At 70.7% G+C, this 26616-nt stretch carries 25 protein-coding genes; 20 read left to right on the top strand and 5 right to left on the bottom strand.

Translation table 11 applies throughout. The features are described 5' to 3' along the window. The first annotated feature begins 25 nt into the window (after nt 1-25). The 13 genes from KV100_RS05580 to secA all read left to right on the top strand — a co-directional run bounded on the left by KV100_RS05580 (nt 26) and on the right by secA (nt 15127). The gene (locus tag KV100_RS05580) at nt 26-370 is read left to right on the top strand and encodes a DUF3499 domain-containing protein (protein ID WP_220341880.1); all 345 of its coding nucleotides are present in this window, start codon (nt 26-28) and stop codon (nt 368-370) included. Between the two features lie 2 nt (nt 371-372). Beyond that, nucleotides 373-1764 (top strand): phosphomannomutase/phosphoglucomutase, encoded by a 1392-nt coding sequence (locus KV100_RS05575; protein ID WP_220341879.1) that lies wholly within the window; start codon nt 373-375, stop codon nt 1762-1764. Beyond that, nucleotides 1761-1934, top strand: a complete 174-nt coding sequence (locus tag KV100_RS05570; protein ID WP_220341878.1) for a Trm112 family protein — start codon at nt 1761-1763, stop codon at nt 1932-1934. Before KV100_RS05575 ends, KV100_RS05570 begins: the two co-directional genes overlap by 4 nt. 19 nt (nt 1935-1953) lie before the next feature. Then, complete coding sequence (locus tag KV100_RS05565; protein ID WP_220341877.1) at nt 1954-2964, top strand: SIS domain-containing protein; 1011 nt, start codon at nt 1954-1956, stop codon at nt 2962-2964. A 93-nt stretch (nt 2965-3057) separates the two neighbouring features. Further along, nucleotides 3058-4488: an adenosylhomocysteinase gene (gene ahcY / locus KV100_RS05560; protein ID WP_220341876.1), complete on the top strand. Its 1431-nt coding sequence runs from the start codon at nt 3058-3060 to the stop codon at nt 4486-4488. Between the two features lie 52 nt (nt 4489-4540). Further along, a complete protein-coding gene (gene mtrA, locus KV100_RS05555; protein ID WP_308291394.1) occupies nt 4541-5251 on the top strand; it encodes an MtrAB system response regulator MtrA in 711 nt (236 codons plus the stop codon). 5 nt (nt 5252-5256) lie between these two features. Continuing rightward, nucleotides 5257-6903, top strand: a complete 1647-nt coding sequence (gene mtrB, locus KV100_RS05550) for an MtrAB system histidine kinase MtrB (RefSeq protein ID WP_220341875.1) — start codon at nt 5257-5259, stop codon at nt 6901-6903. Next, nucleotides 6900-8681 (top strand): LpqB family beta-propeller domain-containing protein, encoded by a 1782-nt coding sequence (locus KV100_RS05545; RefSeq protein WP_220341874.1) that lies wholly within the window; start codon nt 6900-6902, stop codon nt 8679-8681. The genes mtrB and KV100_RS05545 overlap by 4 nt, the downstream gene beginning before the upstream one ends. A 114-nt stretch (nt 8682-8795) precedes the next feature. Next, nucleotides 8796-9536 carry a ComF family protein gene (locus KV100_RS05540; RefSeq protein WP_220341873.1) on the top strand — a complete coding sequence of 247 codons (741 nt, stop codon included), beginning with the start codon at nt 8796-8798 and terminating at the stop codon, nt 9534-9536. A gap of 126 nt (nt 9537-9662) precedes the next feature. Then, complete coding sequence (hpf, locus tag KV100_RS05535) at nt 9663-10316, top strand: ribosome hibernation-promoting factor, HPF/YfiA family (protein WP_220341872.1); 654 nt, start codon at nt 9663-9665, stop codon at nt 10314-10316. Between the two features lie 26 nt (nt 10317-10342). Beyond that, nucleotides 10343-11017 carry a response regulator transcription factor gene (locus KV100_RS05530; protein WP_220341871.1) on the top strand — a complete coding sequence of 225 codons (675 nt, stop codon included), beginning with the start codon at nt 10343-10345 and terminating at the stop codon, nt 11015-11017. Then, the gene (locus KV100_RS05525; protein ID WP_308291353.1) at nt 11014-12258 is read left to right on the top strand and encodes a DNA glycosylase AlkZ-like family protein; all 1245 of its coding nucleotides are present in this window, start codon (nt 11014-11016) and stop codon (nt 12256-12258) included. The genes KV100_RS05530 and KV100_RS05525 overlap by 4 nt, the downstream gene beginning before the upstream one ends. A gap of 142 nt (nt 12259-12400) precedes the next feature. Continuing rightward, nucleotides 12401-15127 carry a preprotein translocase subunit SecA gene (gene secA / locus KV100_RS05520; RefSeq protein ID WP_220342519.1) on the top strand — a complete coding sequence of 909 codons (2727 nt, stop codon included), beginning with the start codon at nt 12401-12403 and terminating at the stop codon, nt 15125-15127. A gap of 254 nt (nt 15128-15381) precedes the next feature. Here the strand turns inward: secA and KV100_RS05515 are convergent, their stop codons facing one another. Next, nucleotides 15382-15999, bottom strand: coding sequence for an Rv3235 family protein (locus KV100_RS05515; protein ID WP_220341870.1), 618 nt, complete (start codon nt 15997-15999; stop codon nt 15382-15384). After that, nucleotides 15996-16838 carry a LysM domain-containing protein gene (locus KV100_RS05510; RefSeq protein ID WP_220341869.1) on the bottom strand — a complete coding sequence of 281 codons (843 nt, stop codon included), beginning with the start codon at nt 16836-16838 and terminating at the stop codon, nt 15996-15998. Before KV100_RS05510 ends, KV100_RS05515 begins: the two co-directional genes overlap by 4 nt. A 98-nt stretch (nt 16839-16936) precedes the next feature. Between KV100_RS05510 and KV100_RS05505 the strand changes: the two genes are divergently transcribed. Then, nucleotides 16937-17446, top strand: coding sequence for a hypothetical protein (locus KV100_RS05505; RefSeq protein WP_220341868.1), 510 nt, complete (start codon nt 16937-16939; stop codon nt 17444-17446). Here the strand turns inward: KV100_RS05505 and KV100_RS05500 are convergent. After that, nucleotides 17430-17702, bottom strand: a complete 273-nt coding sequence (locus KV100_RS05500) for an AlpA family transcriptional regulator (protein WP_220341867.1) — start codon at nt 17700-17702, stop codon at nt 17430-17432. The genes KV100_RS05505 and KV100_RS05500 overlap by 17 nt on opposite strands. 102 nt (nt 17703-17804) lie before the next feature. Between KV100_RS05500 and KV100_RS05495 the strand changes: the two genes are divergently transcribed. Genes KV100_RS05495 through KV100_RS05480 form a run of 4 tightly spaced genes read left to right on the top strand, consistent with a single transcriptional unit; the run spans nt 17805 to nt 21531 of the window. After that, complete coding sequence (locus KV100_RS05495) at nt 17805-18506, top strand: hypothetical protein (RefSeq protein WP_220341866.1); 702 nt, start codon at nt 17805-17807, stop codon at nt 18504-18506. Then, a complete protein-coding gene (locus KV100_RS05490) occupies nt 18503-19738 on the top strand; it encodes a hypothetical protein (protein WP_220341865.1) in 1236 nt (411 codons plus the stop codon). The genes KV100_RS05495 and KV100_RS05490 overlap by 4 nt, the downstream gene beginning before the upstream one ends. 9 nt (nt 19739-19747) lie before the next feature. After that, on the top strand, nt 19748-21205 hold the full coding sequence (locus KV100_RS05485; RefSeq protein ID WP_220341864.1) for a wax ester/triacylglycerol synthase family O-acyltransferase: 1458 nt from the start codon (nt 19748-19750) through the stop codon (nt 21203-21205). Beyond that, the gene (locus KV100_RS05480; protein WP_220341863.1) at nt 21202-21531 is read left to right on the top strand and encodes a hypothetical protein; all 330 of its coding nucleotides are present in this window, start codon (nt 21202-21204) and stop codon (nt 21529-21531) included. Before KV100_RS05485 ends, KV100_RS05480 begins: the two co-directional genes overlap by 4 nt. Nucleotides 21532-21537: 6 nt before the next feature. On the opposite strand, the gene KV100_RS05475 is transcribed toward KV100_RS05480, so the two are convergent. Next, complete coding sequence (locus KV100_RS05475; RefSeq protein ID WP_220341862.1) at nt 21538-22512, bottom strand: ThuA domain-containing protein; 975 nt, start codon at nt 22510-22512, stop codon at nt 21538-21540. 318 nt (nt 22513-22830) lie between these two features. Here KV100_RS05475 and KV100_RS20060 point away from each other — a divergent pair, with 318 nt between their 5' ends. Then, nucleotides 22831-24183: a LamG-like jellyroll fold domain-containing protein gene (locus tag KV100_RS20060; protein ID WP_220341861.1), complete on the top strand. Its 1353-nt coding sequence runs from the start codon at nt 22831-22833 to the stop codon at nt 24181-24183. Nucleotides 24184-24222: 39 nt separating this feature from the next. Here the strand turns inward: KV100_RS20060 and KV100_RS05465 are convergent, their stop codons facing one another. Beyond that, on the bottom strand, nt 24223-25254 hold the full coding sequence (locus KV100_RS05465) for a LacI family DNA-binding transcriptional regulator (RefSeq protein ID WP_220341860.1): 1032 nt from the start codon (nt 25252-25254) through the stop codon (nt 24223-24225). Nucleotides 25255-25389: 135 nt separating this feature from the next. On the opposite strand from KV100_RS05465, the gene KV100_RS05460 reads away from it, so the two are divergent. Then, complete coding sequence (locus tag KV100_RS05460; protein WP_220341859.1) at nt 25390-26613, top strand: amino acid ABC transporter substrate-binding protein; 1224 nt, start codon at nt 25390-25392, stop codon at nt 26611-26613. Nucleotides 26614-26616 lie beyond the last annotated feature (3 nt).

Raw genomic sequence — 26616 nt, 5'->3', positions numbered from 1 at the left:
GGATGCGGCACGCTACCCTCGCGGGGTGAGCCCCCTGCGTCGATGCACCCGCCCCGCGTGCGTGCGACCCGCCGTGGCGACGCTGACGTACGTGTACGCCGACAAGACCGCCGTGCTGGGTCCGTTGGCCGTCTACGCCGAGCCGCACAGCTACGACCTGTGCGAGAACCACGCCGAGCGCCTGTCGGCGCCCAAGGGCTGGGAGGTTCTCAGGCTCGAGATCGACCTCGCCGTCCAGGCGCCCTCACCGGACGACCTCGAGGCGCTCGCCGACGCCGTGCGCGAGGCGGCCCAGGCGCCGCCGCCGGTCGCCGGCCCCACCGAAACGACACGACGCGGGCACCTCCGCGTCCTGGGACCACAGGACTGATGATGACCCCTGACACTCTTGCCGCGCGCCTCTCTGTCCTCGTGAAGTCGTACGACGTGCGCGGCGCGTCTCCGGAGGTGCTCGACGCCGACGTGGCGAGGGCGCTCGGCGCTGCCTTCGCCGTCGAGACCGGCGCCGCCCCCGGGGACGACGGGGCTGCAGGCTCGGTCGTCATCGGCCACGACATGCGCGTCACCTCGCCCGAGCTGGCAGACGCCCTCGCCGAAGGCGTCACGAGCACCGGTGCCGACGTGGTCACGATTGGGCTCGCGTCCACCGACATGCTCTACTACGCGTCCGGGGCGTGGGAGCTGCCGGGGATCATGGTCACCGCCAGCCACAACCCGAGCGGCGACAACGGGCTCAAGCTCTGCCGCGCCGGCGCTCGGCCGATCGGTCGCGACACCGGCCTGTCCGCCATCGCCGAGCGCGCCGTCAAGGGCGTCGACCCCGTCGTGGCGCGGGGTTCGGTCGTGGCGCGCGATGCCCTGACCGCCTACGCGCTGCGGGTCACCGAGCTGGTCTCGGTGCCCGCCGGGCCGCGGCCGCTCAAGGTCGTCGTCGACGCCGCCAACGGGATGGGCGGACTCATCGTCCCCGCCGTCTTCGCGCGCCTCGACGTCGAGCTCCACGGCCTCTACATGGACCTGGACGGCACCTTCCCCAACCACCCCGCCGACCCGCTCGACCCGGCCAACCTGGTCGACCTCCAGCGGGCGGTGCGCGAGCAGGGTGCCGATGTGGGTCTGGCCTTCGACGGCGATGCCGACCGCTGCTTCGTCGTCGACGAGCGCGGCGAGCTGGTGTCCCCGTCGGCGGTGACCGCGTTGATCGCCGCCCGCGAGCTCGCGACCCACCCCGGCGAGACGGTCCTCCACAACGTCATCACCTCGCGAGCGGTGCGGGAGGTGATCCTCGAGAGCGGCGGCACCCCTGTCCGTACCCCGGTGGGTCACTCCTTGATCAAGGCGGAGATGGCGCGCACCGGCGCCGTCTTCGGCGGCGAGCACTCCGGGCACTACTACTTCCGCGACTTCTCCCTCGCCGACTCCGGCATGCTCGCCGCGCTGCACGTGATGGCGGCGATGAACGCTGCCGGGTGCCCGTTGTCCGACGTCGTCGCGCAGTACGAGCGCTACCCGTCCTCGGGAGAGATCAACAATCGCGTCGCCGATGCCGCGGCGGTGACGGCCCGCGTGGCGGCGGCGTACGCCGAGTACGACCAGGACCGCCTCGACGGCCTCACCGTCACCGCGGACACCTGGTGGTTCAACCTCCGCAGCTCGCAGACCGAGCCGCTGCTGCGGCTCAACGTCGAGGCCGACGACGAGGCCACGCTGGCCCGCGTCCGTGACAACGTCCTCACGCTCATCCACCAGGAGGAGACCCCATGAACCTCGACCCCGCGCTGCTCGACATCCTCGTCTGCCCCCAGTGCCGCGCCACGCTCGCCGTGGACGTGGACCGCGACGAGCTGGTCTGCCACCTGTGCCGGCTCGCCTATCCGGTCCGCGACGACATCCCGGTGATGCTCGTCGGCGAGGCCCGCAGCCTGGCCGACTGACACAGGCATCGGACGAGCCGTGTTCGACGACGCGCTGCTGGACGACGAAGGCGCCCTGACGCGCGCCGACCCGGTCCTGCGTGAGCTGGCCCAGTCCGGCGCGCGGGTCAGGATGGACACCCACACCGCGGCGGAGGTCGTCGCGTCGCTCGCGCACGACGACGACCAGCGTCCTCGGGCGGTCGTCGCCGCAGGCCCGGCCGCCCGCCTGCTGCGCGCCGTGCTCGAGCCCGTGTGCCCCGTGCCGTTCGTCGCCTGGCCCGGGCCCGGCCTGCCCGGATGGGCAGGCAACCTCGACCTGGTCGTCGCGCTGGGTGCTCCCGACGGTCAGGCGGCCCACTCGACGGCCGCCGAGGCCGTACGCCGGGGGTGCCCGATGCTGCTCGTCACCGCGGCGACCTCTCCGCTCGCCGAGGTCGGCGCCTCTCGCTGGACGACCCTGCTGCCGACCGCGACCTCCGACGGGCTGACGTCGTCGGTCGTGGCTCTCCAGGCCCTCGCTGCGCTCGGGCTCGCCCCGGCCGTCGACGCCGACGAGGTGGCAGCGGCGCTCGACACGGTGGCGGTCGAGTGCTCGCCGTTCCACGACCTCGGTTCCAACCGGGCCAAGCAGCTCGCGTCAGGGCTCGGTGACACGGTCCCGCTGGTGTGGGGCGGCAGCGTCCTCGCGGCACGGGCCGCGCGCCGGTGGGCGGAGGGGCTGCGTCGGGTCTCCGCGCGCCCGGCCCTCGCGGCGGAGGCCGACGACCTGGTCGCGGTGCTGCAGGCCAGCCCGCGCCGGGACGTGTTCGCCGACCCCTTCGAGGACGCGGTCGAAGACGCCTCCCCGTACCTCGTGCTGCTCGACGACCAGGTCGACGCGCCGACGGTGCGGGTCGACCGGGGCCGCGTCCTGGGTGCGGCGCAGAGCCAAGGGGTGCGGCACGACGAGGTGGCGTCGGTCGGGGGCGGGGAGGTGGCGCGGTACGCCTCGCTGGTGGCAATCGGCGGCTACGCGGCGGCGTACCTCGCGGTCGGTCTCGGACGATGAGCGGCGGCGGGGCGTCGTAGCCTGCGGAGATCGGTGACCCGGCACATCGACACGGTGGCCCGGATGCTTCACCAGCCTGGCTACGATGGAGGAATGGACTTTTCGGTTGCTGATCTGACCCTGGCCGACCGCGGCCGCACGGAGATCACCCTTGCAGAGCACGAGATGCCCGGCCTCATGGCGATGCGGGCGCGCTACGGCGACAGCAAGCCGCTCGCAGGGGCCCGCATCGCGGGGTCGCTGCACATGACGGTGCAGACCGCCGTCCTCATCGAGACCCTCGTCGATCTCGGCGCCGACGTGCGCTGGGCCAGCTGCAACATCTTCTCGACGCAGGACGAGGCCGCTGCCGCGGTCGTCGTCGGTCGGAGCGGCACGGTCGACGACCCGCAGGGCGTCCCGGTGTTCGCCTGGAAGGGCGAGACCCTCGCCGAGTACTGGGACCTCGCCGAGCAGATGCTCGTCTGGCCCGGTGACGAGACCCCCAACATGATCCTCGACGACGGCGGCGACGCGACCCTCCTGCTGCACCTCGGCGTGGAGTACGAGAAGGCCGGCGAGGTGCCGTCCCCGGACACCACCGACAACGCCGAGCTCAAGGAGGTCCTTCGGGTCCTCGGTCGCAGCATGGAGTCCGACCCGCAGCGCTGGACCCGTATCGGCAACAGCGTCCAGGGCGTCACCGAGGAGACGACGACGGGGGTGCTGCGGCTGTACGAGCGCTTCAAGGAGGGCACGCTCCTCTTCCCGGCGATCAACGTCAACGACTCGGTCACCAAGTCGAAGTTCGACAACAAGTACGGCTGCCGCCACTCGCTCATCGACGGCATCAACCGTGCGACCGACGTGCTCATCGGCGGCAAGGTCGCGGTCGTCTGCGGCTACGGCGACGTCGGCAAGGGCTGCGCCGACTCGCTGCGTGGCCAGGGTGCGCGCGTCATCGTGACCGAGATCGACCCCATCTGCGCGCTGCAGGCGGCGATGGACGGCTACCAGGTCGCGCGCCTGGACTCGGTGATCGAGCACGCCGACATCGTCATCACCGCGACCGGCAACAAGGACGTCGTGACCGCCGAGCAGATCGGTCGCATGAAGCACCAGGCGATCCTCGGCAACATCGGCCACTTCGACAACGAGATCGACATGGCCGGGCTGGCGGCGACGCCCGGGGTGAAGCACAAGAACGTCAAGCCGCAGGTCGACCTGTGGACGGTGCCGAGCGGCAGCACCGTGATCGTGCTGAGCGAGGGGCGCCTGCTCAACCTCGGCAACGCGACGGGTCACCCGTCGTTCGTCATGTCCAACTCGTTCACCAACCAGGTGCTGGCGCAGATCGAGCTCTTCACCAAGAACGAGGAGTACCCGGTGGGTGTCTACACGCTGCCGAAGCACCTCGACGAGGAGGTCGCGCGTCTGCACCTCGATGCGCTGGGCGTGGAGCTCACCGAGCTCAGCGAGGACCAGGCGAGCTATCTCGGCGTCCCTGTGAGCGGACCCTACAAGTCCGACCACTATCGCTACTGAGCCTTCGGCGGAGGAGACACACGTGGACGGCAACGGCGCTGTCAGGGAGCCGGTGGTCAATGACGACCAACCGGCCCCTGCCCGGTACGGCGGCAAGATCCTCGTGGTCGACGACGACCGTGCGTTGGCGGAGATGTTGACGATCGTGCTGCGCGCGGAGGGCTTCGACACGGCGGTGGCCTCCACGGGCACCGCCGCCGTCGAGGTGTTCCACAGCTACCAGCCGGACCTGGTGCTGCTCGACGTCATGCTGCCGGGCATGAACGGCATCGACGTCGCCAAGGTGATCCGGGCCGAGTCTGGTGTGCCGATCGTCATGCTCACGGCCAAGAGCGACACCGTCGACGTCGTCCTCGGGCTCGAATCGGGTGCCGACGACTACGTGGTGAAGCCGTTCAAGCCCAAGGAGCTCGTCGCCCGGGTCCGCGCGCGGACCCGGGTCCACCACCAGCCCGACCCCGAGGTTCTTGCCGTCGGTGACCTGGAGATCGACGTCCGCGGTCACGTGGTCCGTCGGGGTTCCCAGGAGCTGTCGCTCACCCCGCTGGAGTTCGACCTGCTGGTCTGCCTGGCACGCAGCCCGCGGCAGGTCTTCACCCGTGAGGTGCTCCTGGAGCGGGTGTGGGGCTACCGGCACGCGGCCGACACCAGGCTCGTCAACGTGCACGTCCAACGACTGCGCTCGAAGGTCGAGCCCGATCCCGACAACCCGACGGTCGTCGTCACGGTCCGCGGGGTCGGCTACAAGGCCGGGAGCTCCTGACGGCCATGGCGCGACGGGCGCCGAGGTGGCTGCGTCGAGGGCTGCTGCGGGTGCGCAACGCGTTGTTGCCCGCGGTGTCGCTGTGGCGACGGTCCATCCAGGCCCGGGTCGTCATCACGACGATGATGATCAGCGCGCTGGTCATCGGCGGCGTCGGCTGGCTCATGCTCCAAGGTGTCGCCGACGGCATGGTCGAGGCGCGGCGCAACGTCGCGCTCTCGGAGGCCCGCGCCGGGTTCAGCGCCGCCCAGCAGACGCTCGACGTGAGCGCGATCTCCGACGCCTCGGCCGAGACCGACGTGCTGCGCACCCTCGTCACCGACCTGGCGTCGCGGTCGGGCTCGCCGCCGTCCTACCAGGTCCTGCTCGAGGGTCCGCTCGACGGGACGGGCAACGCCGACGCCGCCGTCGTCTCGTCGTCGGGCATCGCGTCGCAGAGCATCCCCGACGACCTGGCGCGCTCGGTCGCGGCCGGTGACGGTGTCGCGTACACCTTCAGCCGCATGCAGGTCGACGGCAGCGACGAGGAGTCGGCGGCCATCCTCGTGGGTGACGTGCTCCGGATGCCCGACGGCACCCAGTCCTACGCGTTGTACTACGCCTTCCCGATGGCAGACCAGGCTCGGACGCTGGCGCTGGTGCGCAACTCGCTGCTGTACGCAGGGCTGGCGCTGGTCCTGCTGTCCTCCGGGGTCGCGTGGCTGGTGACGCGGCAGGTCGTCACGCCTGTGCGGCTGGCGCGCCGGATCGCCGAGCGGTTGGCCGACGGCCGGCTCGAGGAGCGGATGGTGGTGCGTGGCGAGGATGACATCGCCCGCCTGTCGTTCTCGTTCAACCGGATGGCTGAGAGCCTCCAACGGCAGATCCGGCAGCTGGAGGAGCTGTCGCGGTTGCAGCACCGTTTTGTCTCCGACGTCTCGCACGAGCTCCGTACGCCCATCGCGACCGTCCGGATGGCTGCGGATCTCCTCTACGACAACCGCGAGCACTACGATCCAGCGTCCCAGCGCTCCGCCGAGCTGCTCCAGGCAGAGCTCGACCGCTTCGAGTCCCTGCTCGCGGATCTGCTGGAGATCAGCCGCTTCGACGCCGGCGCCGCGCGGCTCGAGGTCGACGCGGTCGATCTGGTGGAGCTCGTCGAGGGAGTGTGCGTCCACTACCGCCCGCTCGCCGAGCGGCACGGTGTCGAGCTGAGCGTCGTCAACCGCGACGGTCCGGCCGTGGTCGAGGCCGACGTGCGGCGTATCGAACGGATCGTCCGCAACCTCGTCGCGAACGCGATCCACTACTCGGGCTCGGACCGCGTGGAGCTGATCGTCGCCCACGGCCCCACCAGCGCGGCGATCGCCGTGCGCGACTACGGCGTCGGGCTGGAGCCCGGCCAGTCGCAGCTGGTGTTCAACCGGTTCTGGCGCGCCGACCCGGCCCGCGAGCGCAGCCGCGGAGGGACCGGCCTCGGGCTCGCGATCGCTCTGGAGGACGCCGTCCTCCACGGGGGTTGGCTGCAGGCGTGGGGCGAGCCGGGGCTCGGGGCGCAGTTCCGGCTCACGCTGCCGAAGCAGGCGGGCGACGACCCGCAACGGTCCCCGCTGCCACTCGTGCCGACCACCAGCGGTCCTGACACGCGTCGCCGGACGGGAGGTGTCCGATGAAGGTCTCGACAGCACAGGGGCCGTCGCGGCGCGCGGCCGGCCGTACGTTCGTGGCGCTCGTCGCGCTCGCGACCGTCCTGAGCGGATGCGTGTCGATCCCGGACAGCGGGGCCGTCCGCTCGGTCGAGGACGGTCGACCCGAGCAGGCATCCCCCGCCCGCTTCCGTCCCGCGGGGCCGGTCGACGGCGCAACTCCCAATGACGTCGTCAACGGCTTCCTCCAGGCGATGATGGCTTCGCCGGTGCGCTACGACATCGCCCGCCGGTTCCTCACCGAGGGGGCGTCGGACGACTGGCGTCCCCGAGACTCCGTGACGGTGTACTCGCAGACGTCGGTGTCGCTGCCGGAGACCCGCACCGGCGGCGAGAGCGTCGGCGTCGACCTCGTGCGCGAGGCGGTCCTCTCCGACCAGGGGCGGTTCACCGTGCCGACGTCGCGCGAGCAGCACCTGGACCTCACGCTGGTGAAGGAAGAGGACCAGTGGCGGATCGCCGACCCTCCGCAGGGCGCGATGATCAAGCAGGACTTCTTCGAGGACTACTACGACTCGTTCAACAGCTACTTCTTCGACGCCGCGGGGAGCCAGCTCGTGGCGGAGCCGGTGCACCTGCCCGACGACGAGAACCTCCCGACGTATCTCGTCTCCTCGGTCCTCAAGGGGCCTCGGGGTGCCGTCGGTGGCCAGGCGCGTTCGTTCCTGCCCGAGAGCTGGGTGCTGGCACGCCAGGTCGAGATCGACGACGCGGGCGTCGCCGTCATCCGGTTCGACGGCTCGCCCGCCGAGGTCCCGCTCAAGGACCGCGAGCGTCTCTCGGCCCAGCTCGTCTGGAGCCTGCGGCAGATCCCCGCGGTCACAGCCGTCGAGATCGTCGTCGGTGAGCGGGCCGTGGCACTGCCGGGTACGCCACGACGCCAGGCGGTGGATGCCTGGACCGAGTACGACCCAGCGGCGGACCGGTCGACGGAGCTGTTCGCGATGGTCGACGGCCGGCTCCGCGTCGTCGACCGGACCCGCACGAGTCCGTTCGGGGGAGTGTGGGGGAGCGACCCGGTGGAGTCCGACGACTTCCGCGTCTCTGTCGACCGCGACCGCATCGCCCTCGTGACCGACGGGCGGAAGGTGGTCCGGGTCTCGCCGTTGACCGGTGAGCCGAAACCCGTCGTCGTCCGTCAGGGCTCCGACCTGCTGCGGCCGAGCTGGGACGCCGCCGGTCGGCTGTGGACCCTCGACCGGACGCGGCGCGGGTCCACCTTGACCGTGGGACGGCCCGGCGAGCGCGCTCGCATCGTTGGTCTCGGGCCGTTGGCCGGGGGCCGGGTGACCGGGTTCGAGCTGTCGCCGGACGGCGCACGATTCGTCGCGACGGCGCGCGTCGCCGGGCGTGACGGGGTGTACGTCGGTGCGGTCCGCTACGAGCCCGAGTCCGAGACGGTGGTGGCCCTGGTCGACGTCAGAGAGATCCCTGTTCCGGCTGAGTCCGGTGTCCCGATCTCGGCTGCCTGGCGCTCGAGCACGTCCCTGGCGCTCCTCGCACGCGCTGCCCAGCGGGCGCCACAGGTGACCCTCGTCGCGATCGACTCCTCGAGTGCGGCTACCGGAGCGGTCCGCGTCGGTCTGCTGCCGCAGGACGGTGCCCGTCAGGTCCTCGCGCCGGGCCTGGTCTCGGCGCCGCTCTACGTGCTCGACGCGCGAGGCATGCTGTGGACGCAGAACAACGACGGCCGGTGGCAGCAGCCCGGGAGCGACCCGGTGGGTTCGGCAGGCTTCGCCGGCTGAGCCCTCGTGCCGCCCGCGGCGCTCGGTCGTCCCCAGGCCCGCGCGTTGCTCGATCGTCCCCAGGACGTCCGAGGGTCGCGGCCCTGCCGGCCTCCGGGCCAGCACCCTGACGACGTGCGCGAACTCCTGAGGGCGGCGGCCGACCTGGTGCTCGGAGTGAGGTGTGCCGGATGTGGTCTGCCCGGCCTGGTGCTCTGCGAGCGGTGCCGTCGAGCGGTCGGTGGCCGACCCGGCATCCGTGCGCCCGACCCCGTCCCGCTCGCACTGCTGCGGCCCTCCTTGGTGGTCCCGGTGTCGCTCACCGCCTACGAGGGCGTCGTCGTCGAGCTGCTGCACGCCTACAAGGAAGAGCCGCGGACGGCTCTCGCACGTCCGTTGGGGGCCCTCCTGGCGGTGGCGGTCCTCCTCGCGCTCGGGGTCGCCGAGGAGCGCGGGTTCGCACTCGGGAGGCGCCAGACCTGGTCGGTCGTCCTGGTCCCGGTGCCGTCGCGGCGTCAGGCGGTGCGCGCACGTGGGTTCGACGCGGGAGCGCAGCTCGCCCGTGCGACCGCGTCGGCCTTGAGGCGACAGGGGGTCCGCGCCCGCGCCGATCCGGTCCTGCGGGTCGGCAGGATCGCCGATCAGGCAGGGCTCGGCGCGGCCGAGCGCGCCGCGAATCTGGCCGGTGCCTACCGCGTACGACGGCCGGTGGTGGGTGGGGCGGCGGTGGTCGTCACCGACGACGTGGTGACGACCGGGGCCAGTGTCGGTGAGGCGGTCCGCGCGCTCACGGCGGCCGGGTCACGGCCCGTCGCAGTGGCGACCCTGGCGGCTACGCGCCGTCTTCGTCGTCCTTCGCAACGTCCCCTAGGGTGACCCGTGACCGCGTTCGCCGCTTCGGTGGAGAAATGCGACGCGGCGGTCTACGGTCGAGATATGTGAACCACCCCCGCCCCGCGTCGGCACCGTCAGCGGTGGCCGACGCTGACCCGAGGAGGCCTCGTGGAAGTTGTCGTGAAGGGTCGAAACTGTGAGATCACCCAGCGTTTTCGTGACTACGTCGACGAGAAGATACCTCGCATCGAGAAGTACGACCAGCGCAAGAAGATTCAGCGCGTCGACGTCGAGCTGACCAAGGAATACAACCCTCGCCAGAGCGGGCGCTGCGAGCGTGTCGAGATCACGCTGCGCAGCCGTGGGCCGGCCATCCGCGCCGAGGCCTGCGCCGACGAGCCTCTCGCGGCACTCGACAAGGCTGTCGACAAGCTCGAGGCCCAGGTGAGGAAGGCCCAGGACCGCAAGCGCGTCCACCGTGGCAGCCGGACCCCGATGTCCGTCGCCGAGTTCGCCTCGACAACGGCGCAGGACTCGCCGGCCGACGAGGAGGAGCCGATCGACGCCGTCCGCTACGCAGGTCCCGTCGAGGTCCGCGGAGAGGGGCCGCTCGTCGTCCGCGAGAAGACGCACCGTGCGAGCCCCATGACTCTCGACCAGGCTCTCTACGAGATGGAGATGGTCGGCCACGACTTCTACCTGTTCGTGGAGAAGGACTCCGGTCAGCCGAGCGTCGTCTACCGGCGCCACGGCTACGACTACGGCGTGATCCACATCGACCCGGAGACCGACGCCGACACGCTGGACACCGCGGTGAGCTGACCTGGCTCGTGGCATGATCGGCTGCGATGAGCTCCGCAGCCGATCATGTCGAGTCGATCCGGGTCCTCCTGGTCGACGACCAAGAACTGTTCCGGCGCGGTCTCCGGATGGTTCTCGAGGCAGACCCAGGGCTCGAGGTGGAGGAGGCCCAGGACGGGCCCTCCGCCGTCGCTCAGGCGACCGCAAGCCCACCGGACGTGGTCCTGCTGGACGTCCGGATGCCCGGGATGAACGGTCCCGAGGCGGCCGCCGCGATCAAAGAGGCGGCCCCGTCGGCCCGCATCGTGATGCTCACGGCCAGCGACGAGGAGAGCGACCTGCTCGGCTCCATCCGCAACGGTGCGTCGGGCTACCTGCTCAAGGACTCCTCGGTCGACCAGGTCAGTGATGCCGTCCGGCGGGTCGCCTCCGGTCAGTCGCTCATCAGTCCGCAGGTCGCGACCCGCCTGCTGGAGGAGTTCCGGCAGCTGGCGACGCGCGGCGAGCCGGAGCCGCGAGGCACCAGGCTGAGCGACCGCGAGCTCGAGGTCCTGCGCCTCGTCGCGCTCGGACACAACAACCGCGAGATCGGTCGCGCGCTCTTCATCAGCGAGAACACCGTCAAGAACCACGTCCGCAACATCCTCGAGAAGCTCCAGCTCAGGTCGCGCGTCGAGGCGGCGACCTACGCGGTCCGGGAGCGCCTGCTCGATCCGCCGTGAGCCGGCCGGAGGAGATGTCGGCAGCGACCGCTCGCCGTACGGTCCTGGCTGCGCAGGGGTTCACCGACCGGCCGCACAACCGAGTGACGATGCGGACGCTCGACCGCGCGCTCGTGCGGACCGGAGTTCTCCAGATCGACTCGGTCAACGTGCTTCAGCGCGCCCACTACCTGCCCCTCTTCAGCCGGCTCGGTCCGTACGACACCACGCTCCTGCACCGCGCGGCGGAGAAGCGTCCACGCCGCCTCGTCGAGTACTGGGCGCACGTCGCGGCGTACATGCCGGTCGAGCTCTGGCCGACGATGCAGCACCGGATGCGCCGCTATCGCGACCGCGGCCACGCCTGGGGTGGAGACAAGGGCCGGCCGGAGATCGCGGACGACCTGCTGCGGGAGGTCGCGACGCGCGGTGCCGTCACGGCGCGCGACCTCGACCCGGCCACCCAGCGGAGCCGGGACAACTGGGGGTGGAACTGGTCGGAGACCAAGTACGCCCTCGAATACCTCTTCCTGGCCGGCGAGCTGACGGTCGCTCGACGCAACACCGCCTTCGAGCGGGTCTACGACCTGCCCGAGCGGGTCCTTCCGCGGGCGGTCCTGGACCTGCCTGAGCCCGATCCCGCCGAGGCGGCCCGCGCACTGTTGCGCAGAGCGGCCGCGTCGTCGGGGGTGGCGACGGAGGCGAGCCTGCGCGACTACTACCGGATGGGTGTGGCCGAGACCCGCACGGCGGTCCACGAGCTCGTCGAGGAGGGCACGCTGGAGCCGGTCACGGTCCAGGGCTGGCGGCGACCGGCGTACCGGCACACCGCCGCGACCACCCCCCGCTCGATTCGTGCCGCTGCTCTGCTGAGCCCGTTCGACCCGCTGGTCTGGGAGCGTGCCCGCACGGAGGACCTCTTCGGGTTCCGCTACCGGATCGAGATCTACGTGCCCGCGCACAAGCGGGTGCACGGCTACTACGTCCTGCCGTTCCTCCTCGACGACGCGATCGTCGCCCGGGTCGACCTCAAGGCGGACCGGGCCACGGGACGTCTGCTCGTCCGGTCGGCCTGGGCTGAGCCCGGCGCGCCGCGTGACCGGGTGGCGGCAGCGCTGGCCGAGCAGCTGTGGTCGGCGGCGGGCTGGCTCGGTCTCGACACGGTCGAGGTGGAGCCGAAGGGGGATCTGGCCGGGGTCCTGGCAGGGGTCGTCGACCGGGCGGTGCCCGGCAGCGGCGGCGTCGAACCTGCCGCGGTGTGACGGCGATCTCCGACACGGTTACGGTTGGCGCCTCCTGTCGCCTAGGATGGTCGAGGTTCTGCTGTCGGTGGCCGCTCTGTCCGGGCCCCCGTCGACGGCTCGGCGAGCAAGTTCTCAGGAGTGCGATTCCGTGCCCAAGGTGATCGACAAGATCCTGCGCATGGGCGAGGGCAAGATCCTTCGCCAGCTGCAGGCCATCGTCAAGCAGGTCAACGCCCTCGAGGACGACTTCGTCGCGATGAGCGACGACGAGCTCCGTGCGATGACCGACGAGTTCAAGGAGCGCCTGGCCGGCGGGGAGTCTCTCGACGACCTCATGCCTGAGGCGTTCGCGACCGTGCGCGAGGCCGCGAGCCGCGTCCTCGGCCAGCGTCACTTCGACGTCCAGATCATGGGCGGCGCCGCCCTTCACCTGGGCAACATCGCGGAGATGAAGACCGGTGAGGGCAAGACCCTCGTCGCCACCCTTCCCAGCTATCTCAACGCGCTGTCGGGCAAGGGCGTGCACGTCGTCACGGTCAACGACTACCTCGCGAAGTACCACGCCGAGTGGATGGGTCGCGTCTACAACTTCCTCGGTCTGACCACCGACGTGATCCTGCCGTCGATGACGCCGGCGCAGCGGCGCGTCGCGTATGCGGCCGACATCACCTACGCGACCAACAACGAGCTGGGCTTCGACTACCTCCGCGACAACATGGCCGACTCGATCGACGAGTGCGTCCAGCGCGGGCACAGCTTCGCGATCGTCGACGAGGTCGACTCGATCCTCATCGACGAGGCGCGGACCCCGCTGATCATCTCCGGTCCCACCCAGGACGAGGTCAAGTGGTACGGCGAGTTCTCGTCGATCGTCGCCCCGATGGAGCGTGACGTCGACTACGAGGTCGACGAGAAGAAGCGCACGGTCTCCGTGCTCGAGCCGTCGATCACCAAGGTCGAGGACTACCTCGGCATCGACAACCTGTACGACGCCGTCAACACGCCGCTGATCTCGTTCCTCAACAACGCGATCAAGGCCAAGGAGCTGTTCAAGCGCGACAAGGACTACGTCGTGATGGACGGCGAGGTGCTCATCGTCGACGAGCACACCGGTCGCATCCTGGAGGGTCGTCGCTACAACGAGGGACTCCACCAGGCGATCGAGGCCAAGGAGAACGTGAGGATCCGCGAGGAATACCAGACCCTCGCGACGATCACCCTGCAGAACTACTTCCGCCTCTACGAGAAGCTCTCCGGCATGACCGGCACGGCGATGACCGAGGCGTCTGAGTTCGACAAGATCTACAAGCTCGGAGTCGTCCCGATCCCGACCAACAAGCCGATCGCCCGTGTCGACGAGCGTGACCTGGTCTACCGCACCGAGGACGCCAAGTTCGACGCGGTCGTCGACGACATCGCCGAGCGCCACGAGATCGGTCAGCCGATCCTCGTCGGCACGACGAGCGTCGAGAAGTCCGAGCGGCTGTCCTCGATGCTCAAGAAGCGCGGCATCGCGCACAAGGTCCTCAACGCCAAGCAGCACGAGCGTGAGGCGTCGGTCGTCGCGGTCGCCGGTCACAAGGGTGCGGTCACGGTCGCGACCAACATGGCCGGTCGAGGCACCGACATCATGCTCGGCGGTTCGGTGGAGTTCCTCGCCGACCAGGCGCTGCGGGCCAAGGGCCTCGACCCGGTCGAGACGCCCGAGGAGTACGAGGCGGCCTGGCCCGACACCCTCGCCGAGGTCGAGAAGCAGGTCCAGGAGGACCACGACGAGGTCGTCTCGCTCGGCGGTCTGGCGGTCATCGGCACCGAGCGGCACGAGTCCCGGCGCATCGACAACCAGCTGCGCGGTCGTTCGGGTCGCCAGGGAGACCCGGGGTCGACCCGCTTCTACCTGTCGCTCCAGGACGACCTGATGCGTCTGTTCAAGGCCGACTGGGTCGACTTCATCCTCACCACGATGAAGGTCCCCGACGACGTCCCGATCGAGAACAAGCGCGTCACCAACGCCATCGCGTCGGCACAGTCGCAGGTCGAGGGCCAGAACTTCGAGACACGCAAGAACATCCTCAAGTACGACGACGTGATGAACCGTCAGCGTGAGGTCATCTACGCCGAGCGTCGTCGCGTGCTCGAGGGCGCGGATCTCAGCGACTGGGTCCGCGAGATGATCACGGACACCATCGCCGGCTACGTCAACGGCGCGACGCAGGGGTTCCCCGACGAGTGGGACCTCGAGGCGCTGTGGACGGCTCTCAAGACGCTGTTCCCGATCTCGGTGACCATCGCCGGCCTCGAGGACGAGCACGGTGGCCGCTCGGGTCTGACCCGCGACATCCTCGTCGAGTCGATCACGACCGACGCGCGGACGGCGTACGAGGCCCGCGAGAAGGAGCTCGGCTCGGAGGTCACGCGCGAGCTCGAGCGTCGTGTGGTCCTCTCGGTGGTGGATCGCAAGTGGCGCGAGCACCTCTACGAGATGGACTACCTGCGCGAGGGCATCGGACTGCGCGCCTACAGCCAGCGCGATCCCCTCGTCGAGTACCAGCGCGAGGGCCACGAGTTCTTCACGGTGATGATGGAGGCGATCAAGGAGGAGTCGGTCGGCTTCCTCTTCAACGTCGACGTCCAGGTCGAGCCGGAGCAGGACGGCGACGTCGAGGTGTCCGCCAAGGGTCTCGAGGACAACGTCCCGCAGCAGCTCACCTACAGCGGACCCGACGACGTGGCCGGTGGCAGTGGCGTCGAGGTCGAGACCCGCGACGAGGAGGACGACGACCCGTTGGCGCTGAGCGAGAACGAGAGGGTCCGCCAGAACAACGCCAAGAACAAGGCGCGCCAGAAGGCCAAGGCGCAGCGGAAGTCGCGCAAGCGCAACCGCTGACCGCACCACGACGAAGGACTCGACATCGCAGCCACGAGGTGGTCGCGATGCCGAGTCCTTCGTCGTCGGTGCGGAGGTCGGCTGTGGCGGGCGGCTCGTTCCTCGCCGACCACCTGTGCCTCACTCCTCACACCCAGCGCCTCACTCCTCGCGCCCAGCGCCTCACACCCAGCAGAGTGCCTTTCGTGCCGGGTGCTGCGGAGGTCGGCTGTGGCGGGCGGCTCGTTCCTCGCCGACCACCTGTGCCTCACTCCTCACACCCAGCACAGTGCCGTGCAGACCCACGTCGGATCACGACGGTCGGTGTCGTGCTCCAGTCGTGCCGCCACGGCGCGTGAGCGCCCGTCTCTCACGACGCGGGCGGTGACCTCGGCGACGTCGTCGCGTGGCTTGTAGACGCGGACGCTCGCCACGCGTGCCGCCGACGGCACGCGGGGGTCACGGGCCCGGACGCGGCTGAGGACGGTGAGCCGGTGCTGCATCTCCTCGTACACGTCCGGACGGACGACCCGCGTCAGCTGCTGGAGAGACCGCGCGCCGGCCGTGACCTCGAGCACTGCCTGGACGAACCGGCCCGCGCGCTGCTCGAGCTCGCGGTCGGGAGCCGGCACGAGACTGAGGCGTGGCCGAGTCTCGGCAACCGGGGAGGCGGGCGGCTCGGCCGAGAGCGCCAGCGAGCCCTCGACCAGCGGCAGGGACCACTGGACGGCCCGCTCACGCACGCGTGTCTCCTGGACACCCTTCTGGTTGGCGGCGCCGTCCTCGGTGACGGTGCGTCGACGGGCGCGTCGGCTCCCGCGGTGGGTCGCAGGTGGGACGGTGTGCAGGCTCGTCGCGTTGGCGTCGCGTGTGTGAGTGGTGTCGGTGGTCATCGGGGTTCTCCTTCGTCGAGTGCGGTGGGTGAGGAGGGGGTGTCGGGTGCGGGGGCGCGACCTGGTCGCCGAAGAACGAGCCCGACCCGTAGTGCGTCCGGGTCGGCGCCGATGAGCGATCGGTTCGCGGCGTACCAGCGGCGCCACGACCGGTCGATCCGTCGCGGACCGGCGACGTCTCCGGCGGAGCGAAGCTCGTCGGCGGCGATGCTCCACAACGTCTCGCCGGCACGGACGCGGCGACCCGAGGGCTCCGCGGTCGATCGCACGGAGGTCGAGGGCGAGTCGATGCCACGAGCGGGAGGGGGAGCGCCCTCGGATGCCCTGCGGATGGTCGGTTCACCCTGTGGCGGTTCACCCTGTGGCCGCGCAGGTCGCGGCGCCGCAAGGCGCCCGGGTCGGTCGGGCAACGGCAGCCCCTGGAACGCCGAAGTGGGTGGCCGGACAGCAGCGCCCGAGGCGGACGAGGCACCGGATGCTCCTGGTGACCCCGGGGTCGTGGTTGCGGCGGAGGCAGGCGGGGCCACCAGCACCACCGTCCCCGCCACCGCCGCGACGACCGGCCGCCAGGACGGCGGTGACCAGGCCAGCAGCCTCCGCGGAACCGGCCTTCGGATGACGCGACAGATCAGCGCGACCCCGCTGAGGAACGTGAGCCAGGCTGTCGCGGCGACCGCCAGCAGCACGGCGACGGCGCCGAGCAGGGTATCCAGGCGAGGAGGGTACGGCGCTGTCGCGGATGCCAGCTGGGTGCAGGCCGCCGGGACCCGTCCGATCAGGAGCACGACGGCCGTCGCGGGCAGGAGGGCGGTCAGTCCAGCAAACGGTCGGGTCTTCATCGGCACCTCCTCTTGATGACGTTTGCCTACGTTTGCGTATGTCTAACCACACAGTCAACCGTTCGTCCACAGGTTCGTCGGGCGCTAGAGTGCGGCACATGCGGTGGGACGAACGGTTCGACGCGCTCGAGACCGACCTGGCCCTGCAGGCCGACGGCGAGAGTCAGGCGGAGCGCGACCGGCAGATCGAGGACCTCGCCGTGGAGCGGTCGGCCGCCGTCTCCTGGGCAGACCGGTGTCTAGGGCGCGAGATCGTGCTCAGCGTCACGGCGGTCGGTCTGGTTCGAGGTGAGCTCGCGATGGCGACCGCGGACTGGGTGCTCCTGCACCACGACGTCACGACCGACTGGGTGGTCTCGATGGATGCTGTGCTCAGCGTGACGGCGGGGACGGGAGCGCCCCTGACCGCGCGCGGGGAGGTGCAGCGGCGTACGACCTGGCGGCAGGCGTGGGCGACGTTCGTCCGCGACCGTGACGTCGTCGTCGTGGTGCTGGTCGACGGCAGCACCGTGCGAGGCACCCCGACACGAGCGGGCAGCGACTACGCGGAGATCGGCGGCGAGCTGGTGCCGTACACGGCGGTCGCGGCGGTCAGGTGTCCGCGCTGACGTCCTCACCGTCGCGTGACTCGTCGCCCTCCACGAACGGGTGCGCGGCGATGTGGTCTCGCGCGGCGGCGTACTGGTCGGCGATGTAGCGCTCGAGCACGTCGGCCTCGACCCGCCACACCCCTCGGCCGCCGACGCGGATCGCGGCCAGGTCTCCGCGCCGGACCAGCGCGTAGACCTGCCGCTCGGAGACGTTGAGCACCTCGGCCACGTCCGACAGCCGCAGGAACCGGGGTGACTCGGATCCGAGAGGCATGCGTCGATTCTGCCAGCAGGACCGCCCCGAGGTCGCGGCCGCACCGTCGATCTGTGGACAGAGGGTGGACGGATCGGACTCCTTTGCGGCATCAATAGGCGCATGCCCACGCTCCTGCCGGGGTCGTCAGCCTCGGCGACGCCGCACACCGACGCCCGCCGCCTTCACCGACCCCGCTGGACCCACCCCCGTGCGGTGACCGGGGCCGCGCTTGTCGCCGTCTGCATGCTGCTGGGCGGTCTGCTCGTCACCAACGTCGCCAAGACCACGGAGGTGTGGGCGGTCTCGGCCGACGTTCGCGCCGGCGAGCCCGTGCGACCAGGAGACCTCGAGCGGGTCGATGTCCGGCTCGATCCTGTTGCCTCCGGGGCCTACCTGGACGAGCCGGACGCCGATTCGCTGTCTGAGCGGCTCTCGGGGGCGGCATGGGCACGCGACCTCGCGGCCGGCGAGCTCGTTCCGGTCGCGGCCGTGGCGGGCGAGACCGTGGTGAGTGGCGTTGAGGTGCCTTTGCAGGTCACCGGGACCGCGATGCCCGCCGACCTCGGCCCCGGCCACCGGGTTGACGTCTGGGTCGCCGCGGAGCAGCCGAGCGCCGGGACGAGGTCGGAGGCCGCCCGCCGCGTCATCGACGACGTCGCGGTAGTCGCGGTGCACGGTGACGCCAGCGCCTTCGGCGAGGGTTCGGTGCGGAGCGTGGTCGTCCTCGTCGAGGACGAACGCGGCGAGGTGCTCCCGCGGGCGCTGGCGGCGCTCGCGGGAGGGAGCGCCACCCTCGTACGGCGGATGGGGCCGTCCGCGTGAGCGTTCCCGTCCTGATCGCCGCGGGTGGCGAACCCTGGGAGGCCGACCTGGTGGCCGCTGCCGTCGAGGCGGACGGGATCGAGGTCGTACGCCGCTGCGTGGACGTGGCCGACGCCGTGGCGACCGCGGCGAGCGGCGCGGTCGGTGTCGCGCTCGTGTCCCTCGGTCTCGCCGGGCTGGACGCCGACGCCGTCCGCCGCGTCACGGGCACCGACGTCCTCGTGGTCGCGGTCGTCGACGACGCAGCCTCGAGTCCCGACGCCGAGCGTCGTGCCGCCGCACTCGGCATCGACTCCGTGCTGCCGTGGACGCGTCTCTCGACGGTCGCGCACCTCGCGTCGACAGCGCGCACCCCGGGTGCCGAGCACGGGCTCCGGCCCGCACCGTCACGGCGGGACGACGCGTTCCGACCCGCAGCCGGTGTCCCTCGCGACGGCGTCGTGACGGCCGTGTGGGGACCGGCGGGTGCGCCGGGGCGGAGCACGGTCGCTCGCGGGCTCGCCGCGGAGATGGCCGCCACGGGGAGACGGACCGTGCTGGTCGACGCCGACGTCGACGGCGGCACGCAGGCCGTGGCGCTCGCACTGCTCGACGAGGTGAGCGGTCTGCTCGCGTCCACGCGCGAGGCCAACGCGGGCACGCTCACCCCGGCTGCCCTGACCGCATCTCTGCGCTGGATCGGTCCCGACCTGGCCGTCCTCACCGGCCTGCCACGCGCTGACCGGTGGCCGAGCCTGCGGGCCGCGGCGTACGAGGCGGTGCTCGAGACCGCACGGGAGCTCGCCGACGAGGTGGTCGTCGACCTCGGGTTCGCGGTGGACGACGTCGAGGAGCAGGCGTTCGACTCAGCCGCACCGCGGCGGACGGCCGTCACCCGGCACACGCTCGTGGTCGCCGACCGTGTGCTCGTCGTGGGCAACCCCGATCCGGTGGGTCTGGCACGGCTGGCCCGGGCGGTTCTCGACATCCGCACACGGTTCAAGATCGAGCCGGAGATCGTCGTCAACCGGATGCGTGCCACGCTCGGCTGGAGTGCTCGCGAGGTCGCCGACGCGGTCGAGCGCTTCACGACGTTGCGACCCTCCGCCTTCCTCCCAGACGACCCGGTGGCGATCGACCGCTGTCTCGTGCACGGCTACACGCCGGTCGAGGGAGCGCCGGAGTCAGCGTTCCGGACGGCGTTGTCCACATTGAGCGGTGGCATCGCCGCCCGCCGCCCCGAACTGGCGTAACCTCTACTCGTGCCCCGACGTCTCGATGCCCTCGATGCGGCGTTCCTCGACGAGGAGACCTCCACGACGCCGCGCCAGGTGATGACGCTTGCGGTGATCGAGCCGGGCGAGCGCACCTTCGACTACGACACGCTCGTGCGGGTCGTCAACGAACGCATCGGCCTGGTCCCTCGCTACCGACAAAGGGTGGCGACCGTCCCGGGTCATGTGGGGCCGCCGGTGTGGGTGGACGACGAAGCGTTCGACCTGACCTACCACGTGCGACGCTCCGGCCTCCCCGCCCCGGGCACGAGTGCCGCCCTGCGCGAGCTCGTCAGCCGGTTGATCGCACGGCGTCTCGACGTGTCGCGACCCCTGTGGGAGGCCTACGTCATCGAGGGCCTCGAGGACGGCCGAGTCGCGGTGCTGATCAAGTCGCACCAGGCGCTGGTCGACGGGTCCGTGACGGTGGACCTCGCTCAGGTGCTGCTCGACGAGACCCCCCGCGACCGTGACGTGCCACCCGACGGTTGGGTCCCCCGTGCCGGTCCAGGCAGCATGTCGCTGGTCGCGAGGTCGGTCATTGACACCGCGCTGAGTCCTCGGCGCGCCGCGAGCCGTGTCACGGCGGGGTTCGACCGCCTCCAGTCCGCGGTCGGCAAGGTCGTGCAGACGCTGCCGGTCGTCGGTCCGGTCGCCGCGGACGCCGCAGGGCCGTTCAACCGACGGCTCAGCCAACACCGCCGCTACGTCACCGTGAGCACGCGGCTCGACGACTACCGCCTGGTCCGCGACGCGCACGGCGGCACGGTCAACGACGTCATGCTGAGCACGATCGCCGGCGGCATCCGTGGATGGATGCTCAACCAGGCCATGCCGGTCAGCGACAGCACGCGACTCCGGGCGATGGTCCCGATGTCGGTCGCCGCCCCGGACGGCGCTCCCACCTCGTACGGTTCCACCGTCCGCGGTCACCTGGTGTCGCTGCCCGTCGGCGAGACCAACCCGGTCGTCCGCCTGCACCAGGTCTCGTACGCGCTCAAGGCGCACAGGGAGACCGGCGTGGCGGTCGCTGCGAACACGCTGGCGGAGCTCCCGGGCTTCGCCCCGACGACCTTCCACGCGGTCGGTGCGCGTGTCGCGGAGACGCAGGACCACCACCCGTACGACCTGGTCGTCACCAACGTGCCCGGGCCCCAGGAGCAGATGTTCATCGCCGGATCCCCGATCGTCCAGACCTATCCGGGGATCCCCCTCATCCCGGGTCGGACGCTGTCGATCGGGGTGACGTCCTACGCCGGCGGCGTCTACTACGGGATGGTGGCCGACCGCGCCGCGGTGGCCGAGCCCGACGTCCTCGGACAGTGCGTCGAGGACGCCCTCGCCGAGCTGGTCGAGACCGCCAGCCCTACCCGCGTGCGCGCACCGCGAGGCGGCGCGCCCGGGCGTCGTGACCGTGCGGCCAGCCCCGGCGAGGGCTCCGCGTGACTCGGCGGGCCTATCTCGCCGTTCGGGCTGCGGACCTGCGGTCCCTCGCCGACACCGGCGAGCTCCCTGGCGACGCGTACGCATGCGTGGTGGCTGCCAGCGACGACGAGCAGGACGAGTACGACGCGATGGCGGTGGCCGGTGAGATCGCGGAGGAGCGCTGGGGGTCGGTGGTCGTGGTCGTGACGCAGGCCGCTGCCGGGCCTGACGGTGAGGTGACCGGTCCGGTCGCGCTGCGCGACGTCGCCGCGATCCACGTCGGCGACGAATTGGCGTGGTATGCAACGCAGGAGCTCGACGCCGTGCTGGAGCAGATCGGCGCCTGACGTCCATCACGCCCGGCAGAACGCCTTCTTGCCCATCGTGCTGAGCAGCCCGTTGACGACGTGGCTCTTGAACAGGCGTGCCTGCTCGTCGGCGTCCCCATTGCCGTCACCGTCACGCCAGAGCGCGACCTCGTGGCCGAGCGAGGTCACCCAGGCGCGTCCCCCGTCGTAGTACTGGCACCACGTGACCGGGTGCTGGTCGGGATGCCCCGGGTGGCCGTTGAAGCCCTTCCCGCCGCCCTCGAGCGTGTCCGGGTCGACCTCGGCGAGGATGCGGACCCCCGTCGGGAAGGGCGCGAGGTTGTAGAACTCGTCCTTGAGCACGAACCGCTTCGGGAGGTCGGCGACGGAGACGTCGCGACGGCTCGTCTTCTCGACGCGGCCGTTGCGTGACGGCCCGTGGTCATAGAAGGCGGCGCCGCCGAGAAGGCCCTGGAAGTACGGCCAGTGGTACTCGGCGCCCAGAGTGTTGTGCACCGCGACGAACCCGCCGCCGGCACGCACGTACTGCATCAGGGAGGTCTGCGCCGCGTCGTCGAGGATGTCGCGCGAGTTGCTGAGGAACACGACAGCGTCGTACCCGAGCAGCTTGCCGGGGGAGTCGAGCTGGAGCACGTCCTCGGTCCAGTCGACGCTCAGACCGTGCTCCGTGCCCCAGCGGCGCATCGCCTGCTGGGCGACGTGGGCGTCGGTCAGCGGTGGGTTCATCCCGGGGGCGAGGCGAGGGCCGAGGTGTGCGTGCCGTGAGACGCCGGTGGCGCTGTAGACGAGCACCCGGTCGACGCCATCGGTCTTGAAGGCGGTCTCCCAGTCGTGGTAGCACCCGGGATCGGTGCCGCGACAGACGCCGTAGTCGGCGCGGCTGTCGTCGTCGACCGCCCAGCGTGGCCCGCCCCGGTCGGCGGTCGAGGGCCAGGCAGCGAGTACGGTGGCACCCACGAGCAGGGCGGCGGCGCCCGCCAGGACAGTTCTGATCCTCATGACATCTCCCTCGACGCGGCGGATCCTCCCGCGGCACAGCGGGCGGCGCAAGCGCTTCCAGCAGCGCCAGGGACCGAACGATCCTCCTCGCCGCCGTCCTCCGTCAAGGCCCGCTTGCGGGCGCCTGGGGTCAGCCGGAGCCCTATCTTGACGTGACGTACGTCATACGCCTACCGTTCACGAAAGCGTTTACGAAAGCGCTTCCAGCACGTCTCTCGGGGATCCGGGCCGTCAGGACGCACATTCCTGCCGCCGGCTCTCGGGCTGTCCGAGAAACCCTCTGACGACACGGACGGTGGATGGAATGACCCAGCGAAGGTGGAGTCTCCTCGCCGCGGCCGCACTGGTCGCAGCGACGAGCGCGAGGGATCGTTCCTGTTCGACAAGTCCGACCGCTGCAACCTCTACCCGCTGCCGGAGGACGACGCCGAGAACGGCTACACCTACCCGGTCGCTCAGTACGACCACAACCCGCCGCCGGGCTTCCCGTGCGGTGCCGACGTCGGACACGCCGTGAGCGGCGGCTTCGTCTATCGAGGCGGGGACGTCCCCAAGCTGCGGGACAAGTACCTCTTCGCCGACCTCGTGGACGGTCGGGTGATGTACACCGAGAACCGCGAGATGCGGCGTGGCAAGCCGTCGGCCCAGATCCACGAGCTCACGCTGTTCGACGAGCGTGGCAACGAGGTGACGACGCCGGTGCTGGCGGGCGACCGTCGTGTCGACCTGCGGCTCGGTCGTGACGGCGACGACGAGCTCTATCTGCTCGCCAAGGCGAACGGCAAGATCTGGAAGATCGTCGGGACCAAGAAGATCACGCGTGATCGTGACGTGCACCCGGCCTTGTCGCCGTACCTCGTCTCGCACTACGACTTCGAGCGCCCTCGCGGAGACGTCGAGCGTGACCGTGGTCCGTCCGGCACGGACATCGACCTGATCAACGGCGGCTCCGACATGCGGGTCAAGGACGGCGCGTTCCGGGGCAGCAGGCGCTCGCTCCAGATCCGCAACGCCGATCCCGTGACCGGTCGGCTGGCGTGGAAGGCGGGCGTGTACGACGACGACGCCGACGGTGTGGAGTCCTTGTCGCGCTTCAACGGAGTCAAGGGAACCACGGTGATGGGCTGGTTCAAGATGACCGGCGAGAACCCGTCGCTCAACACCAACACCCCCGCCCCGGACGACCGGTACAACGCCGTCGGGCTGGCCGGCGTGCTGGCCGGGAACTCCGACGGCCACGGCGTCCGTGCCCTCCTCGAGCTTATCGACGTCGGAGGCGAGCTCCGGCTCGTCGCCCTCGGACGCCGCGTCGACACCGGGGCGTCGCAGACGTTCGCCGCGTCGGAGGACTGGCGCACCCTGCTCCCGCAGGGTGAGTGGGTCCACCTCGCCGCGACGTTCGACTACGCCAACGGCACGATGGCGCTCTACAAGAACGGCAGGCCGATCCCGGGCTTCTACACCCGGACCGACGATCCCTGGGGCAACAGCGCACCGGGGGAGGAGACGACGTCGGCGACCAACCCCCGCGGCATCAAGATCGGTGGCAGCTTCCCGCAGGACGGCTCCGAGCGGAATCCGTGCAACTGCCGCATGGACAGCCTCATGTTCCTCGACAGCTCCCTGACGAAGCTGGAGGTGAACCAGCAGTTCCGTCGCGTCGAGCGGTGACCTGAACGGGAGGGCGGCGGTCGACCCGCCGCCCTCCCGTCATGCCCGCGCCGGACCGGTCGAGCTCCGGACCATCAGCTCGTGGCCGGTGTGGCGACGTCGAGGGCGTGACGACGGATCCTTGAGCGCCATCTCGAGCGCCGCTGCTCCCATGTCGGTCATCGGCAGGCGTACCGTCGTCAGGCTCGGGGCGAGGTCGGCCGCGACCGAGACGTCGTCGAACCCGGCCACCGACATCTCCGACGGTACGGCGACGCCGCGGGTGCGCAGGACGGCGAGGACCCCGATGGCCATCGCGTCGTTGAGGGCGATGATCGCGGTTGTCTCAGGGTGCTGCGTGACGATCTGCTCGGCGGCGTACGCGCCTCCGTCACGGGTGAACTCGGCCTCGACCAGGGAAAGCTCATCGAGCTCGATGCCGTTCTCGGCGAGGGCGCGCTCGATCCCCGCGAGGCGGTCCACCACGGTGGTGAGGTTCACGGTGCCGGCGGCGATCGCGATCCGGCGGTGCCCCAGGCCGACCAGGTGCTCGGCGAGTGCGGCCCCCGCGTCCTCGTTGTCGGGGAGCACGGCGTCGGCGCGCAGGGCGTGCCGGCCGATCACGGCGACACGGCCGCCATTGGCTTGGAAGGCGGCAAGCTCGCGCTCGGCAGCGGCCTCGAGTCCGTCGCCGACGTAGCCGGAACCGGCGACGATGATGGCCCGCACGTTGTTCGCGATCAGGCTGCGGATCTGGCGGAGCTCGTTCTCCGGGTCGCGTGCGGAGTGGCAGATCTGGACCGTGATGCCCTTGTCGTAGGCCACCGAGATGACGCCTGCGGCGATCTCGGAGAAGTACGGGTCGTCGATCTGGTGCACGATCAGCCCGACCACCGACGCCGACCCGCCCGCGAGGGAGCGTGCGTGAGCGTTGACGACGTACCCGAGGGCGTCGGCGACCTGGTGGACCCGCTCGGCCACACCCGGACTCACGCCCTCGCGGCCGGCCAGTGCCCGCGAGGCGGTCGCGAGCGACACTCCCGCGCGCTCTGCCACGTCGACGAGCCGCGGCGCGGATCGAACTCTCGCCATCCGGATGTCCCCCTCAGAAACGACCAGTGCTGTGACTCTTGCCACACGCGTTCACCCATGTCTATCCTACGAAAGCGCTTACGAAAGCGCTTACGGCGGCCCCGGACACGCGGACCTCGAATCGTAGGAGCGTCAATGTCGACGAAGACAACGAGCATCATCCGAATCGGCGCCTTGCTCGGCGCCGCGACCCTCGCGCTCACGGCCTGCGGCGGGGATGGAGACTCCGGCGGCGACGAGGACGGCCCGATCACCATCGGCGTCTCGCTCCCTCTCACCGGTGACTTCGCCGAGCCCGGCAAGGGCGTCCAGCGCGGGTACGAGGCCTGGGCCGCCGACGTCAACGACGCCGGTGGACTCCTCGGGCGCAAGGTCGAGCTCAAGATCCTCGACGACCAGTCGAATGCCGACCGGGTCGTCGCGGACTACGAGTCCCTGATCGCGCAGGACGAGGTCGACCTCGTGTTCGGTCCGTTCTCCACCCGCCTCGTCGTGCCCGCGGCCCGCGTCGCCGACGAGTACGGGATGCTGTTCGTCGAGCCCGCCGGCGCGGCGCCCGAGGTGTTCGAGCAGGGATTCGACAACCTCTTCTACGCGGCCCCTGCCGTCGCGGACGACCACTACAACTACCTGGCGGAGTGGATCGAGGCCCTGCCTGCGGACAAGCGGCCCAAGACCGCGGCGTACGCGGCGATGGACGACCCCTTCGCGATGGGCACCGCGTACGGCCTCAAGGACAAGATGGAGGCCGCGGGCGTCAAGACCGTCGTCGACGAGAAGTATCCGCCGAACACCACCGACTTCAGCAGCATCGCGGCCAAGATCGAGAGCTCCAACGCCGACATGGTCGTCGGGGGCACGCAGTACCAGGACGCGGTCAACCTGATCGTGGCCCTGCAGCAGCTCGACTACCAGCCCAAGCTGGCCGCGTTCTCGACCGCGCCGACGAATCCCGAGTTCCCCGAGGCGATCGGTGCGAAGACCGAGGGCATCCTGTCGCCCACCGGCTACACCGAGCAGGCGGCGATCCCCACCAACAAGGAGTTCGTCGCGAGCTACACCGAGCGCAACGGCACCCCGCCCGGCGAGGACGAGGCCAACGCCTACACCACCGGCCAGGTCGTGGCTGCCGCCGTCGAGGCGGTCGGCTGCGCGGAGCAGGGCGACTGCCAGAAGGAGCTCATCGACTGGCTCCGTGACAACGAGGTCGACACGGTGGTCGGACCGTTGAGCTGGGACGAGGCGGGCAGGCCCCAGGGCGCCCACATGATCCAGCAGTACGTCGACGGCCAGATCAAGATCGTCCTCCCCGAGGACGTCAAGGAAGCCGACATCGTCAACCCGAAGCCGGCCTGGTGACGT

This window comes from Mumia sp. zg.B21 (assembly GCF_019550855.1).
Lineage (GTDB): Bacteria > Actinomycetota > Actinomycetes > Propionibacteriales > Nocardioidaceae > Mumia.
The sequence above is the reverse complement of the archived record's forward strand: the minus strand, read 5'-3'. Positions and strand labels throughout refer to the sequence as shown.

Bases quoted from the DNA above. Each gene is read 5' to 3' on its own strand.
- KV100_RS05575 (WP_220341879.1), top strand. From the start codon at position 373: ATGACCCCTGACACTCTTGCCGCGCGCCTCTCTGTCCTCGTGAAGTCG.
- KV100_RS05570 (WP_220341878.1), top strand. From the start codon at position 1,761: ATGAACCTCGACCCCGCGCTGCTCGACATCCTCGTCTGCCCCCAGTGC.
- ahcY (WP_220341876.1), top strand. From the start codon at position 3,058: ATGGACTTTTCGGTTGCTGATCTGACCCTGGCCGACCGCGGCCGCACG.
- mtrB (WP_220341875.1), top strand. From the start codon at position 5,257: ATGGCGCGACGGGCGCCGAGGTGGCTGCGTCGAGGGCTGCTGCGGGTG.
- KV100_RS05545 (WP_220341874.1), top strand. From the start codon at position 6,900: ATGAAGGTCTCGACAGCACAGGGGCCGTCGCGGCGCGCGGCCGGCCGT.
- KV100_RS05530 (WP_220341871.1), top strand. From the start codon at position 10,343: ATGAGCTCCGCAGCCGATCATGTCGAGTCGATCCGGGTCCTCCTGGTC.
- KV100_RS05515 (WP_220341870.1), bottom strand. From the start codon at position 15,999: ATGACCACCGACACCACTCACACACGCGACGCCAACGCGACGAGCCTG.
- KV100_RS05510 (WP_220341869.1), bottom strand. From the start codon at position 16,838: ATGAAGACCCGACCGTTTGCTGGACTGACCGCCCTCCTGCCCGCGACG.
- KV100_RS05505 (WP_220341868.1), top strand. From the start codon at position 16,937: ATGCGGTGGGACGAACGGTTCGACGCGCTCGAGACCGACCTGGCCCTG.
- KV100_RS05500 (WP_220341867.1), bottom strand. From the start codon at position 17,702: ATGCCTCTCGGATCCGAGTCACCCCGGTTCCTGCGGCTGTCGGACGTG.
- KV100_RS05495 (WP_220341866.1), top strand. From the start codon at position 17,805: ATGCCCACGCTCCTGCCGGGGTCGTCAGCCTCGGCGACGCCGCACACC.
- KV100_RS05475 (WP_220341862.1), bottom strand. From the start codon at position 22,512: ATGAGGATCAGAACTGTCCTGGCGGGCGCCGCCGCCCTGCTCGTGGGT.
- KV100_RS05465 (WP_220341860.1), bottom strand. From the start codon at position 25,254: ATGGCGAGAGTTCGATCCGCGCCGCGGCTCGTCGACGTGGCAGAGCGC.
- KV100_RS05460 (WP_220341859.1), top strand. From the start codon at position 25,390: ATGTCGACGAAGACAACGAGCATCATCCGAATCGGCGCCTTGCTCGGC.